The 14127-nt window shown below is 65.2% G+C and carries 12 protein-coding genes; 5 read left to right on the top strand and 7 right to left on the bottom strand.

The genetic code is table 11. The features are described 5' to 3' along the window. Positions 1-53 precede the first annotated feature (53 nt). On the bottom strand, positions 54-1265 hold the full coding sequence (locus ACZI8W_RS05560) for an alkane 1-monooxygenase (protein WP_463367544.1): 1212 nt from the start codon (positions 1263-1265) through the stop codon (positions 54-56). A 223-nt stretch (positions 1266-1488) separates the two neighbouring features. Continuing rightward, positions 1489-1692: a cold-shock protein gene (locus tag ACZI8W_RS05555; protein ID WP_054717809.1), complete on the bottom strand. Its 204-nt coding sequence runs from the start codon at positions 1690-1692 to the stop codon at positions 1489-1491. 163 nt (positions 1693-1855) lie between these two features. Between ACZI8W_RS05555 and ACZI8W_RS05550 the strand changes: the two genes are divergently transcribed. The 3 genes from ACZI8W_RS05550 to ACZI8W_RS05540 all read left to right on the top strand — a co-directional run bounded on the left by ACZI8W_RS05550 (position 1856) and on the right by ACZI8W_RS05540 (position 5726). Then, positions 1856-3121: a pyridoxal phosphate-dependent aminotransferase gene (locus ACZI8W_RS05550; RefSeq protein ID WP_463367486.1), complete on the top strand. Its 1266-nt coding sequence runs from the start codon at positions 1856-1858 to the stop codon at positions 3119-3121. 310 nt (positions 3122-3431) lie between these two features. Continuing rightward, entirely contained in the window at positions 3432-4691 is a 1260-nt protein-coding gene (locus tag ACZI8W_RS05545; protein ID WP_463367485.1) for a YibE/F family protein, read from the top strand. Between the two features lie 150 nt (positions 4692-4841). Continuing rightward, complete coding sequence (locus tag ACZI8W_RS05540) at positions 4842-5726, top strand: hypothetical protein (protein ID WP_463367484.1); 885 nt, start codon at positions 4842-4844, stop codon at positions 5724-5726. A gap of 73 nt (positions 5727-5799) precedes the next feature. Here the strand turns inward: ACZI8W_RS05540 and ACZI8W_RS05535 are convergent, their stop codons facing one another. From ACZI8W_RS05535 to ACZI8W_RS05525, 3 genes are all read right to left on the bottom strand, one after another. Continuing rightward, positions 5800-7212 (bottom strand): DUF7159 family protein, encoded by a 1413-nt coding sequence (locus ACZI8W_RS05535; protein WP_463367483.1) that lies wholly within the window; start codon positions 7210-7212, stop codon positions 5800-5802. 158 nt (positions 7213-7370) lie between these two features. Continuing rightward, the gene (locus ACZI8W_RS05530; RefSeq protein WP_463367482.1) at positions 7371-8690 is read right to left on the bottom strand and encodes a UDP-glucose dehydrogenase family protein; all 1320 of its coding nucleotides are present in this window, start codon (positions 8688-8690) and stop codon (positions 7371-7373) included. An 86-nt stretch (positions 8691-8776) separates the two neighbouring features. Continuing rightward, positions 8777-8983 (bottom strand): three-helix bundle dimerization domain-containing protein, encoded by a 207-nt coding sequence (locus ACZI8W_RS05525; protein WP_463367481.1) that lies wholly within the window; start codon positions 8981-8983, stop codon positions 8777-8779. Positions 8984-9215: 232 nt separating this feature from the next. On the opposite strand from ACZI8W_RS05525, the gene ACZI8W_RS05520 reads away from it, so the two are divergent. Next, entirely contained in the window at positions 9216-10736 is a 1521-nt protein-coding gene (locus ACZI8W_RS05520) for an MFS transporter (RefSeq protein WP_463367480.1), read from the top strand. A 27-nt stretch (positions 10737-10763) separates the two neighbouring features. On the opposite strand, the gene ACZI8W_RS05515 is transcribed toward ACZI8W_RS05520, so the two are convergent. Further along, the gene (locus ACZI8W_RS05515) at positions 10764-12170 is read right to left on the bottom strand and encodes a DUF2252 domain-containing protein (protein WP_463367479.1); all 1407 of its coding nucleotides are present in this window, start codon (positions 12168-12170) and stop codon (positions 10764-10766) included. A 15-nt stretch (positions 12171-12185) separates the two neighbouring features. Further along, positions 12186-12584: a DUF7144 family membrane protein gene (locus tag ACZI8W_RS05510; protein ID WP_463367478.1), complete on the bottom strand. Its 399-nt coding sequence runs from the start codon at positions 12582-12584 to the stop codon at positions 12186-12188. Positions 12585-12728: 144 nt separating this feature from the next. Here ACZI8W_RS05510 and ACZI8W_RS05505 point away from each other — a divergent pair, with 144 nt between their 5' ends. Beyond that, a complete protein-coding gene (locus ACZI8W_RS05505; protein WP_463367477.1) occupies positions 12729-14075 on the top strand; it encodes a diacylglycerol/lipid kinase family protein in 1347 nt (448 codons plus the stop codon). Positions 14076-14127 lie beyond the last annotated feature (52 nt).

Raw genomic sequence — 14127 nt, 5'->3', positions numbered from 1 at the left:
ACGTCTCCTACCCGCGCGCCCCCCGGAGCTGCGACGAAATCGTTATAGAACGCTTACTTTCCCGCTACAGGATCACCGGACCGGGCGTGCTTCGCAACCAGAGTGTCGATCTTGTCCGGGTCGATGTTGATGCGTGACAGATCGTAGTCGTAGTGCTCGAGAAGTTTCGGATCGATGACACGACGCCACAGCGGCGGGAACAACGACAGGATGATGAGCACGGCATATCCCGCGGGAAGTTGCGGCGCGTCGTCCATCGACCGCAGCGTCTGGTAGCGCCGCATCGGGTTGGCGTGGTGGTCGCTGTGTCGCTGGAGGTTGTACAAGAACAGATTGGAGCACATGTGGTTGCTGTTCCAGCTGTGCTCGGGTGCCACACGCACGTACTTCCCGTCGTCGCGCTTGCGTCGCAGCAGTCCGTAATGCTCGAGGTAGTTGGCGCCCTCGAGAAACATGATCGCCATGGCGGCCTGCACCACGAGCCACGGTGCGATCTGCCAGCCGAACAGCGCGATGAGAACCGCGTACAGCACGACACTCATCGCCCACGCGTTGAGGAGGTTGTTTCGCCGGAGGTTCCAGAACGACACGCCGCGTCGGGCGAGTCGCGCCTTCTCGTATCTCCACGCCGACGCCAGGCTCCCCGACACGGACCGCGGCAAGAACTTCCAGTAGCTCTCGCCGAACCTCGCGGTCGCGGGATCTTCCGGGGTCGCGACACGGATGTGGTGTCCGAAATTGTGCTCGACGTAGAAATGTCCGTAGAACGACTGGGCGAGGGCGATCTTCGCGAGTCGTCGTTCGATCTTGGTGCGCTTGTGACCCATCTCGTGCGCCGCATTGATTCCGACGCCACCGACGATGCCGAGTGTCGCGGCCATCGCAAATCGTTCGGCCCAACCCATCGGCTGCGACGCCAACATCCAGCAGCCGGAGAACAGGCCAGCGTACTGCAGCGGCAGGTACACATACGTACAACGCCGGTAGTACTTGTCGTTCTCGAGGCCCTTCATGACCTCTTCGGGCGGATTACTCGTGTCGAGCTTCGTGAAGCGGTCCACGAGCGGGCAGACGACGGCGATCATGATGGCGCCGGCCGCCCAGAAGACACCCAGATGTAGGTAATGAACCAGAACCCATGCGAGGAACGGACTCAGCGGGATGGCGAGGCCATACAGCCACAGATACCTCTTTGGATCTCGCCACTGACGCCGACCGGCCCCCTGCTGCGTGTTCGGTGCAACAGAGCTTCCTCCCCGATTCAAAGACACGATCAACCCGCTCCAAGCCACTCGGGAGACGCCCCCGAGCACGATTCTTGCTTGCCCACAGAAACAATCTGATTTCTGTGACCCCCCGACGCGGGTAGATGCTACCGAATCCCGCCGATCTCACCACGGTCCTGCCACGGCGATGTGCCCCAACGCACACGTCGGCGGCGCCGCACCTCACGATGCAACGCCGCCGGCAGAAAGCTGTGGGGTCGAGTCAGATGACGCGGACGCCCTGAGCCTGCGGACCCTTCTGCCCCTGTCCGATCTCGAACTCGACGCGTGCTCCCTCGTCGAGGCTCTTGAAGCCCGAGCCCTGGATCTCGGAGTAGTGCACGAAGACGTCAGCTCCGCCGCCGTCCTGCTCGATGAAGCCGAACCCCTTCTCTGCGTTGAACCACTTGACTGTTCCCTGCGCCATTTCCGAGTACTCCTAAATCGTCCCGCTTCATCACCCCGACGAAGCAGATCTTGCATGGAGCCCCAATCATTGCACTGATACGGACAAACGTCGCCCCCGAGTTCCGACAAATTCTGCGTGTCGTGAAAATCCGGGTGAAATCCATTTGCTCGACAGTGGCACGATGGTCCTCGTGAACAACGAGGATCAGGGCCACCTACATCATCGAATGACACGCACACTCGAGCAGTCGTCGAAGCTGCAGAACGTGCTGTACGAGATCCGTGGGCCGGTACACGCCCACGCCGCCCGCCTCGAAGCCGAAGGTCACCGCATCCTCAAGCTGAACATCGGCAACCCGGCACCATTCGGATTCGAAGCCCCCGACACGATCGTGCAGGACATGATCGCGTCGCTCCCGCACGCGCAGGGCTACTCCGAATCACGCGGCATCGCCTCCGCGCGCCGCGCCATCGTCACCCGCTACGAACTGGTGCCGGGCTTCCCCAAGTTCGACATCAACGACATCTATCTGGGCAACGGTGTGTCCGAGCTCATCACCATGACGATGCAGGCGCTGCTCGACGACGGCGACGAGGTCCTCATCCCGGCGCCCGACTACCCGCTGTGGACGGCGATGACCTCCCTCGCCGGTGGCACACCGGTCCACTACCTGTGCGACGAGACGAACGAGTGGAACCCGGACATCGACGACATCGAGTCCAAGATCACCGAGAAGACCAAAGCGCTGCTCGTGATCAACCCGAACAACCCGACCGGCGCGGTGTACTCGGCGGAGATTCTCACGCGGCTCGTCGCGCTCGCCCGCAAACATCAGCTGCTGCTGCTGGCCGACGAGATCTACGACAAGATCCTCTACGACGACGCCAAGCACATCTCGTTGGCGACGCTGGCCCCCGATCTGCTGTGCCTGACGTTCAACGGACTGTCGAAGGCCTACCGTGTCGCCGGGTATCGCTCGGGCTGGATGGTCATCACCGGACCGAAAGACCACGCGTCCGGGTTCCTCGAAGGTATCGATCTGCTCGCCTCCACCCGCTTGTGCCCCAACGTCCCCGCGCAGCACGCAATCCAGGTGGCGCTCGGCGGCTACCAGAGCATCGACGACCTGGTACTACCCGGCGGGCGTCTCCTCGAGCAGCGTGACGTCGCGTGGGAGCGTCTCAACGCGATCCCCGGTGTCAGCTGCGTCAGGCCGCGCGGCGCGCTGTACGCGTTCCCGAGACTCGACCCCGAGGTCTACGAGATCCACGACGACGAGAAGCTCGTCCAGGATCTGCTGCTGCAGGAGAAGATCCTCATGGTGCAGGGCACCGGTTTCAACTGGCCGAACCACGACCACCTGCGCGTCGTCACGCTGCCGTGGGCACGTGATCTCGCGGTGGCGATCGAGCGATTCGGCAACTTCCTGTCCAGTTACAGGCAGTGAGAAATCGTTGCCAAAAGGAGACCTCAGCAGTGCGGAAACGGAAAAGGCCAGGTCGGAGTAGGTCGACCCCCGGTCCGTATGGGGGATTTGTCCGAGGGTGATCGGACCCACACATCAATCGCCTTCCCGGATCGGTGAAACTACAAGTAACTTGGGCTCTGGCACTCCGAGTGCCGGGCTCCCTGGCTCACGCCATCCCCCCTTGTGCGAAGCCAGGTGAAGGTGGCGGGGACACCCCCTGCTCCCCGCCACCACCAGCCCTTTCTCCCCCACCGCGAGACTCCCGCCCATCTATGGCTAGCCTGTTGCGGTGAGTCACGGACACGGGCACGGACACGGCCACTTCGAGGGCCCCGCACCACTCGCCCCTCTCGCCGCCAGGATCGTCGTCGGCCTCCTCGTCGCGATCGGCGCGATAGTGCTCGTCGGCACAGCGATGCTGTGGCCGAGCGAGCAATCCGTAGACATTCCCGCACCGTTTCAGACCTCCGACGGCGGCGCCGTCGTCACCGAGGCCGGAACCGTCGTCGAGCAGAGCACCGGGTGGTGCGGAAGCGCATCGCTGGGCCGGGTGTTCTCGGGTGAGCCGACGCCCCCACCGACCCAGGCGTTCGAATGCGAGCGCAGTGTCATCGACATCGAGTCGGGGCCCAACGCGGGTACCCGCACGCTGCTCGAGGTCATTCCGGGCGCCGGCCAACCCGAACTGCACACCGGCGATTCGATCCGCCTGGTGCGCCAGACCGATCCGTCCGGCGCGACGATGTACTCCTTCTACGACTTCGCCCGAGGCCTGCCACTCACGCTGATCGTCGCGGCGTTCGCGATCGTCATCGTCGCGGTCGCGCGATGGCGCGGTCTGCGCGCCCTGATCGGGCTCGGTGTCGCGTTCGGTGTGCTCGTGATGTTCATGCTCCCGGCATTGCTCGACGGGCAGCCTGCCGTCCCGGTCGCGTTGGTGGGCGGGTCGCTGATCCTCTACGCGGTGCTGTATCTCGCACACGGTGTCAACCTGCGGACGAGTTCCGCACTCCTGGGCACCCTCGCGTCGATGGCCCTGGCGGCCGTGTTGTCGTACGTCGCGATCGAGATGACGCATCTGACGGGCCTGTCGGAAGAACAGAACACCGACGTGCAGCTCTATATCGAGCAGGTGTCGATCACAGGGCTGCTGCTCGCCGGCTTCATCATCGGTTCGCTCGGTGTGCTCAACGACGTGACGATCACTCAGGCGTCGTCGGCGTTCGAGCTTGCAGCCCTCGACCCGCGGGCCTCACGTCGGGAGATCTTCGGGTCGGCGATGCGCGTGGGCCGCGATCACATCGCCAGTACCGTCTACACCCTCGTCCTGGCCTACGCGGGTGGCGCCCTGCCCCTGCTGCTGCTGTTCTCGATCGCAGGTCGGTCGGTGTCGGATGTGATCACCGGTGACGCCGTCGCCATCGAGGTGGTCCGCGCGTGTGTCGGCGGTATCGCGCTGACCCTGTCTGTGCCGCTCACCACCGGAATCGCCGCGATACTCGCGCGCACCGGCGCCCCCGCTGCTCCCGCCGGCCGCCACTCACGCTGACGAACTTTCGCCCGTGTGTCCGGGTTTCCGCGGGTCGTGAGGCAACGGAAACCCAGGCAGGTGGGGGAAAGTTTATCCACAGGCGCCGGAGTTATCCACAATGTCGCCTTTGCGCGGGTTTCGGGAAGTGTTTTCCGGCAGGCTCACGGCATGCCGGATCCCACACCGCTCACCCGAGCACTCCTCCGTTCGCGCGGCGTCTCCGATGACCGCATTACCTACGCGATTCGGAACGGCAGTCTCGCGCCGATATCGCGCGGACTGTATCTCCGTCGCACCGACTACGACGCGCTCGACGCCGTCGGCCACCATCGCGTCCGTGCCAGGAATGAAGGATCCCGGCTCGAACCGGGACACGCACTGAGCCACGTCTCGGCGGCACTACTCCACGGCGTCGATGTGTGGGACGTCGACCTTCGTCGGGTACACGTCTCAGGGAGCAAGGGGCGCATCACCGAAATCCTGCATCGGCACCAGACCCAGCTATCCGACGGAGACGTCGTCGACATCGGTGTTCCCGTCACCTCAATCGAGCGGACCATCGTCGACCTTGCCCGGTCACTGCCTTTCGAGCAGGCCGTCGTCGCGGGAGACGCCGCGCTGAGGCTCGACCCGTCCGCGCGCGATCGACTTTCCGGCGCCGTCGACGCCGCATCGTGGGGTCACGGTGCGGGGGCAGCCCGTGCAGTCGCAGCGTTCATCGACGGGCGCAGCGAGAGTGTGGGTGAGTCCCGGTCGCGGGTGCGCATCGCTGAGTGCGGCCTGCCGGCGCCGATCCTGCAACAGGCCGTCCAGACCCGCAATGGACGCACCTACCGCCTCGACTTCTTCTGGCGGGACAGCGGGGTCATCGGTGAGTTCGACGGACTCGGCAAATACGACGACCGCCGCGATTTGGTGGCGGAGAAGCGCCGAGAAGACGCCCTCCGCGACCTCGGATTCCAGGTCGTCCGCTGGACGTGGCGTGATCTGGACCGGTTCGACGTCGTCGCAGCAGGGATCGCGCGCGCCGAGGACGGTCGAAAACGTGCGTGACGGAATCCTTCCACCACTTTCCTGGGTTTCCGTTCCCTCATGACCCACGGAAACCCGGACACACGGAGGAAACTCAGAGGCCAGGCAGCGGAATCTGCGGGAGCGGAGGCAGCTCGATCGTCGGTAGCTGGATGATCGGCAGGTCGACACCGGGGATCAGCTGCGGCGGCGGCGGTGGCGGCGGCTCGGGAGCGGGCGGAACCGGACGAGGCGCTTCCTCCGTCACCGTCGTGGTGACAGGAGGCGTGGTCGTCACGGTCGCCGGTGCGACTGCCGGCTGCGGGCTCGGGACGACCCGTGACGGTGTGGGTGTCACGACCGTCTCGGTGGGGCTGGCGCCCTCGTCGTCGGACGACCCGGAGAACAGACTGTTTCCGGCCCCGAGACCCACACCGATCACCGCGACCACTGCCAGGGCAGTTCCGGCAAGACCCGCACCGGAGATCTGCTTGCCGCTGACCTCCGGCCCCTTCCTTGTCAGCGCGCCGATCCACGACCTCTTCGCCGTGGCGACGGCAGGTTCCGGCTGGGCCGACGCCTTCACCGGCGCGGTGACCACCGGGATCCGCTCGGTGACCGCCGACATGTCCACCGCGCGAGGAACGATGTGGGTCAGGGAGCTCACCGGCTGGGACGACGGCGGCTTACTTGCGAGGATCGCGGCGCCCTTGGCGAGCACGAGTTCGGGCTCGTGCGGCACAACCAGCGGAAGTCCGATCCACGAACGCAGCACTTCCTGCACGAGGGGGATGTGAGCGCCGCCACCCAGCAGAACCACCGCTTCGGGGTTACTACCGGAACGCGCGATGACGTGGTGCACGAACTGCGCCGACGACTCGACGCACTGCGCGATGAGCGGGTCGAACGTGTCGCGCGACATGAGCACGACACCGGCAGCACCGGGCACGGCCACGCTGTCGGTCTCCGACAGCTGCTCCTTCGCCTCCCGGCATTGCGCCGACAGCTCGTCGTCGGCTGCCGGGTCGTCGGGTCGCCAGACTCCGTTGGTGTCGAGCTGGTGTTCGCGGATCACCTGATCGAAGAGGCGCCCACCGATGATGTCGGTGCGTTCGGCGAGGACCTCGCGGAGACCGAGGTCGACGACGGTGACAGTGAGACCCGAGTCGCCGAGGTCGTAGAACACGGCGGTGTTGCTGCCCAGCTCACCGGTCGCTTGCAGGTACGCGAGCGCTGCCTCCGGTTCGGAGACGAGTGTGAAATTGTCCAGATGCTCGACACTCATCGACGCGCGGATGTGTTCGGCCTGCACTTCGTCGCGATAGACGATGCCCACCGCATCGATCGACTCACCGGCGATACCGGTCTGGCTCAGCACACCCAGCGTGCGGGCAGCGAGCTGAGTGGGCTTGTCCTTACCCGTCTCCACCACTTGGAATTGGAATCCCGCGGACGGCGCAGTCCGGTCGATCGGACGCACGATCCGGACGGCGCTCCCCCCCACGGTTACACCGAGAACCGAACTCATCAGCCGCCTTTGACAGTCGTTGTCGCGCCGGCTGTCAGCCACCCCCGGCGCTTCGCACCCGACCGATGGTACCCAATGCGATTTTCCATATCACTCGGGTCGGCGACCTACGGTGTTCGCCACGCCGAAACCAGCGTGACAATCGGAGAACATGACCACTACGCCGCGACACCCAGCCGCGAATAGGTCCATCCGGAGCTCTCCCACGCCGCGCGGTCGAGGCACGCTCTGCCGTCGAGCACAGCACGGGTGTTGACCACCGACCCGATCTGCGTCGCGTCGAGATCGCGGAATTCGGGCCACTCGGTGAGCACGAGCACCGCGTCGGCCCGAGCACAGGCCTCGAGGACGCTCGTCGCGTAGCCGAGGGTCGGGAACACCTGCCGTGCGTTGTCCATCGCCTGCGGGTCGAACACCGTCACCGCCGCACCTTCGAGTTGTAGTTGACCTGCAACGTTGAGCGCCGGAGAGTCACGGACGTCGTCGGAGCCCGGTTTGAACGCGGCGCCGAGCACCGCGATGCGTGCGCCGAGAACCGAGCCGCCGCACGCCTGCCTCGTCAGTTCCACCATCCGCGTCCGGCGACGCATGTTGATGCTGTCCACCTCACGCAGGAAATGCAGCGCCTGGTTGGCGCCCAGTTCGCCGGCGCGGGCCATGAGGGCGCGGATGTCCTTCGGCAGGCAGCCACCACCGAATCCCAGGCCGCTGCCCAGGAAACGTCGGCCGATCCGGTCGTCGTGGCCGAGGATGTCGGCGAGTTCGACGGCATCTGCACCCGCGACCTCGCAGACCTCGGCGATCGCGTTGATGAACGAGATCTTCGTGGCAAGAAAAGCATTCGCCGACGACTTCGCGAGCTCTGCGGTCGCGAGATCGGTGACGAGGAACGGCACACTCCGGTCGATCAGCGACGAGTACACCTCGCGCATGATCGATTCTCCGCGTCCGTGACCTTTGTGCTCCACTCCGCACACGAGACGATCCGGCGACAAGGTGTCCTGCACCGCAAAACCTTCACGCAGGAACTCGGGATTCCACACGAGTTCGACGTCGGCGCTCGCCGCAGCGCGGGCCCGTTCGGCGAGGTCGACCGCTGTCCCGACTGGCACCGTCGATTTGCCGACGATCAGCGCGGGCTCGGTCAGGAGTGGACTCACTGCGTCGACGACAGCGTTGACGTGCGACAGATCCGCCGCGTACTCGCCCCGCTTCTGCGGGGTACCGACGCAGATGAAGTGGACGTCGGCGAATGCGGCCGCGTCGGCGTACGAGGTGGTGAAGGTGAGACGTCGGGCTTCGAGGTTCCGGCGGAGGATCTCGGCCAGGCCCGGCTCGTAGAACGGCACCTCGCCCGCTTCGAGCTTCGCGATCTTGCCGGCATCGATGTCGACCCCGAGCACCTCGTGTCCGAGTTCGGCCATGCAGGCCGCGTGCGTGGCTCCCAGATACCCCGTTCCGAACACTGCGCAGCGCATACCCGATTTACTACGCAGCGGATGTGAGCGCCGGGCAAACCGCGGGAAGCACCGAGCGAACGCCCGATGTATTTCCTCATCGGGGATCAGCCGGGGGTCAGCGTCCCGTCGAGGACGTCACGCGCTCTGCGCTCGACGAACAGCGGCACGAATTCCCGAACCTTGCGACCGTCGAATTCGTGCCGTTGTTCGTCCACCAGCTTTTCGATCTCTGCAAGGGGAACTTGCGGGAAGCGGGTGCTCAACTGCTGGATTACCCGGGAGATTCCCTGATCCTCCGAAGTGCTGCTCATGGGAGAATTATCCCCTCTTCAACCTGGATTCTCACAATCAAAACGGCATCGAAACTTGTGATGTGACACAAAGCTCCCCGAATCTTCCGAAACGGCCGGATCGCACAAGACGAGGGCACGTGAACTCGGCCACCTCGTCGTCCGCGAGCGTCCATATGTTGTCCGACGGTGGGTGTACCTTGATGCGTCCGGGCTTCCGTGGCCGACACGACAAGACGGTGAGGGACAGCACGTGACCGAGACAAGTCGGCAACACACCTACGCCAGGCCCTGGCCTGCACTGTGGGCGCTGTGCCTGGGCTTCTTCATGATCCTCGTCGACACCACCATCGTTGCGGTGGCGAACCCGGCGATCCTCGAAGCATTCTCCGCCGACATCAACAGCGTCGTCTGGGTGACCAGCGCCTACCTCCTCGCGTACGCGGTGCCGCTGCTGATCACCGGACGCCTCGGCGACCGGTACGGTCCGAAGAAGCTGTACCTGACCGGTCTGGCACTGTTCACGGTGGCGTCACTGTGGTGTGGCCTGTCCGGCAGCATCGAGATGCTGATCGTCGCCCGGGTGTTCCAGGGCTTCGGCGCCGCCATGATGACCCCGCAGACGATGGCCGTCATCACCCGCACCTTCCCGCCCGACAAGCGCGGCACCGCGATGGGGCTGTGGGGCGCGACCGCCGGTGTCGCGACACTCGTCGGCCCGCTGGCCGGCGGGGTCCTCGTCGACGGGCTCGGCTGGGAGTGGATATTCATCGTCAACGTGCCTGTCGGTGTCATCGCGTTCCTCGCCGCGATGCGATACGTACCCGCCCTCGAAACGCACCCGCACAAGTTCGACATTCCCGGTGTCGTGCTGAGCGCTTCGGGCATGTTCCTTCTGGTGTTCGGTCTGCAGGAGGGCAACACCTACGACTGGTCGCTGCGGATCTGGCTGATGATCGGAGCCGGACTCGTCCTGCTCGCACTGTTCATCTGGAATCAGTCGCGCAACAAGGACGAGCCACTGCTCCCCCTCGTGCTCTTCCGCGACCGCAACTTCTCGATGGCCAACATCGCGATCACGTCGATGGGCTTCTCCATCACGTCGATGATGCTGCCGCTGATGTTCTACGCGCAGAGTGTGCGTGCACTGACCCCGACCGGCTCCGCTTTGCTGATGGTGCCGATGGCCGTGCTGTCCGGTGTACTCGCCCCGTTCGTCGGCAAGTTGGTGGACCGCACACATCCGCGCTACATCGCGGCACCGGGATTCCTGATGCTCGCGGTCTCGTTGGCATGGTTGGCGCTGGTGATGACACCCCACGTCGCGATCTGGGAGTTGCTGCTGCCGATCTCGTTGACGGGTATCGCCAACGCGTTCATCTGGTCGCCGCTCGCCGCGACCGCAACGCGCAATCTGCCACCGCATCAGGCAGGCGCGGGGTCCGGCATCTACAACACCACCCGGCAGGTCGGTGCGGTCCTCGGCAGCGCGGCCATCGGTGCACTCATCACCGCACGCCTGGCTGCCAACGGGTTGTCCGGCGCAGGTGGTGTGGAGGGTATGTCCGGCGAGATCCCCGAATTCGTCCGCGACGGTTTCAGCTCGGCGATGGCGGAGTCGATTCTGTTGCCGGCGGCGGTGCTGGCGATCGGCTTCGTTGCGTCACTGTGTTTCGCCCGTCCCCTTCGCGCGGACGACGAAGGTCCCGGGTCGCGGGACGACCTTCCCGCGCGCACACCCGCTTCCGACACCCGCAATCGCACGCGCGAATAGCCGATAAGCGCGCGGGAAGCCGACGCGTCAGAGACCGGGCCTGGCGGTGATCGTCCCCTGATCGATCGCGTCGACCAGCAACGCGTGATCTCTGATGTTGCGCGCCGCGTACGTCTTCGCGAAGGCCGTCATCGATTCATCGAATTCGGTGTCCGATCCGAGGTATTCGGCGATGGCAATACGGTCGCCACTGCGGGCATGCGCGTAGGCCAGCGTCCGTCCGCACAGCCGTCCGTACAGTGTCATCCCCGCCGGCGACATCATCTCGATCGCCGCCGATCCCTTGCCGTCGCGCAACTGCCGCAGGTAGAAGTCGCGTCGGACGCCGTCGACCCCGGGGCCTTGTTCCCAGCCGAGAAAGATGTCGCTCGTCGCCTGCATCAACCGCTGGCCGTTGACGACTCGCTCTCCTTCGTTCTGGAACGTCGGCCCCTCGACGTACCCGGACAGCACCGATTTCTGTGCTTCCTTCGCCTGGAGGAACAGCGGATCTTCGTCGTCGGCGCCGAGCAGCAGGAAGATGAACGCGCGGGTGCCGACGCTGCCGACACCGACCACCTTGCGCGCCGCCTGCACGAATTCGAAACCTTCGAGCAGGACCCGGCGGTCCCACTGCAGCGTCGACCGGTACGAGCGCATGCGCTGATGCAGCTCCCCGTACAGCGCCGCGGTGTCGCCCACGGCCAGTGCTTCTTCCAGCGGGACGATCAGCGGCGGATTGTGGATGATCTTCCGCTCCCCGTTCACCAGCTCGGTGAGTTTGCTCAACGCCTGCACGCTGTCGCGGGTCTTCGACTTCTCGAGCATCTTGCGGGTGCGTTTCTTCATCGTCGCGTCGAGTTCGTTCCGCAGCTCGATGAGTTCGGTCGTCGGTTCGATGTGCGAGTACCACACAGCGAGATTGCCGCGCTCCGCCTGGATGAGCATCGCCTCCCGGTACTCGGCGGCGCACGCCCTCGTGATCCGTTTGACCTGCTTACCGCTGAACCCGTTCTCCAGACCCGCGACGGCCAGGCTCGCCACCAATCGTTTGACGTCCCATTCGAACGGGCCGGGGTAGGTCTCGTCGAAGTCGTTGACGTCGAACGCCAGCTTGCGCTCCGGGGTCGCGAAGATCCCGAAGTTACTCAGATGCGCGTCGCCGCACAGCTGGGTGCGCAGGCCCGAGTTCGGAGTACGCGACAGGTCGTCGGCCATCACCAGGGCCGCGCCCCGATAGAACGGGAAGGGCGACGACGCCATCCGTCCGTACCGCACAGGCACCAGTTCCGGCACCCGCGACCTCGCCTGCTGCTCGAGTAACCCGATCGGGTCGCGCGCGGAGCTCGTGTCGACTTCGGCGAGCGCCTCCAACGGCGTCACGTGCCGAGCGGCGCGACCGCGCTCTGCTCGCTCTTCACGGGTCGGATGCGCAATCACATCGGACGCAGACATCGCTACTCGCTTCTGTCAGACCCGCTCGGGGTTCCACGTCACGATCGCCCAGATGACGACGATGTCGACCGCGATGATCAGGATCGACCACCACGGGTAGTACGGCAGCCACAGGAAGTTGGCAACGATCGACAGCGCGAGGATGCAGATCGCTGCGAACCTTGCCCAAGTAGCGCCGGTGAACAGGACCAGGCCTGTCAACGTGACGAGGATGCCGAGGATCAAGTGGATCCATCCCCACGTGGTGAAGTCGAACTTGTAGATGTACTCGATGCCGGTGACGAACACTTCGTCCTTGGCCAGGGCCGCGATGCCCTGGAAGATCTGCAGGACACCGACGGTGACGAGAAGAATTGCTGCGCCGAACGCGGTTCCCTTGGCAACAGCCTGCTTGGTATCCGAATTCTGGGACATGACCGTTCCCGTCTCGAAGAGGGGTGGGACGGGATTCAGTGTGCACCGTCGTCGACCATTCGACGGGAGAACGGAACAATTCCGACGTAATCCGGAATTCGGGTAACTATTGTGGACCCATCAGCGTTCGAGAGGTGACCCGGCATGCCCGAAACTCTGATCACCCCGGACGCGACATCCGGTCGACGCTGGTGGGCCCGCGCCGCCTTCGCCTTCGCCTTCCTCGCAGTGGTCGTCCCCTTGCTGTTCGCTGGGGTCCTGAGCACGACGGGGATTCTCCTCATCGGGATCGGCGGCACGGTGGTCTGCATGGCTGCCCTCTACTGGTTCCTCGCCGGCCGCGCCCCACTGCGCTGGGCGACGCTTGCCGTGGCGGTGCTGGCGCCCTTGACGGTGTGCGTGTACTTCGTGCGGGCGAATCTGCTCGCGTTGGTGATCACGTCGCTGATCCTCGCCGCCCTCGCGATGGCCTGTGGCCGCACGGCGTTGCGGCGCAGGACATCTGCCGACGTGATGCTGGAGATTCCCACGACACCGCCGAGACACCCGTTCCTCATCATGAATCCCCGATCCGGGGGCGGGAAAGTCACGAGGTTCGATCTGCAGCACAAAGCCGAGAAGCTCGGAGCAGAGGTGGTTCTGCTCGACGAGACGAACTTCGCCGACGTCGACGAACTCGCCCGCCGGGCAGTCATGGACGGTGCGGATCTGCTCGGCGTGGCCGGCGGCGACGGGACGCAGGCACGTGTCGCTGCGGTCGCCGCCGAAACCCGGGTGCCGTTCATGGTGATCAGCGCGGGAACACGCAATCACTTCGCGATGGATCTCGGCCTCGATCGCGACGATCCCGCGCGGTGCCTCGATGCACTCCGCGACGGCGTCGACATCCGCATCGATCTCGGGCGGATCAACGGGCGGGCGTTCGTCAACAACGCGTCGTTCGGTGTGTACGCCGAGGTGGTACGCAGCCCCGCCTACCGTGATGACAAGACCGGGACCGTTCTGAAGCTGCTTCCGGATCTGCTTGCCGGACAATCCGGCCCGGACCTGGTCGCGCAGATCGGCGACATCACTGTCCGCTCCCCGCAGGCGGTGCTGGTGAGCAACAACCGATACAGCGGCAGCGACCTCGCGGGGATGAATCGTCGGGATCGGCTCGATCGGGGCGTGCTCGGCGTCGTGACGGTGTCGGTCGCCGGTGCCGGTCAGGCAGTCTCTCTGCTGCGACGAACCCATGCGCGCGGTCTGACCCAGCACGAAGCGTCCGAGGTGATCGTCGACGCCGACACCCCCGAGATCTCGGTGGGGGTGGACGGCGAATCTCTCCTGCTGACCACCCCGGTGCGGTGCACGATCGAGCCCGGCGCGCTGCGAGTGCGGGTGCCTCGGGAGCGCCCGGGCATCAGGCCGTCGCCGCCTCCTGTCGACTGGGTCCGGTTGCGTGCGCTGGCGAGGTTCGAGCCGGTGCGTCGACCCCCTTCTCTCAACTGAGCTGAGCTGAGCGGCCTGAGTCCAGGGGGCGGGGGTTACCGGGGTGGGCCGG

It is taken from the genome of Rhodococcus ruitaii, assembly GCF_055230935.1.
This window is presented reverse-complemented; position numbering and strand designations above follow the sequence as displayed.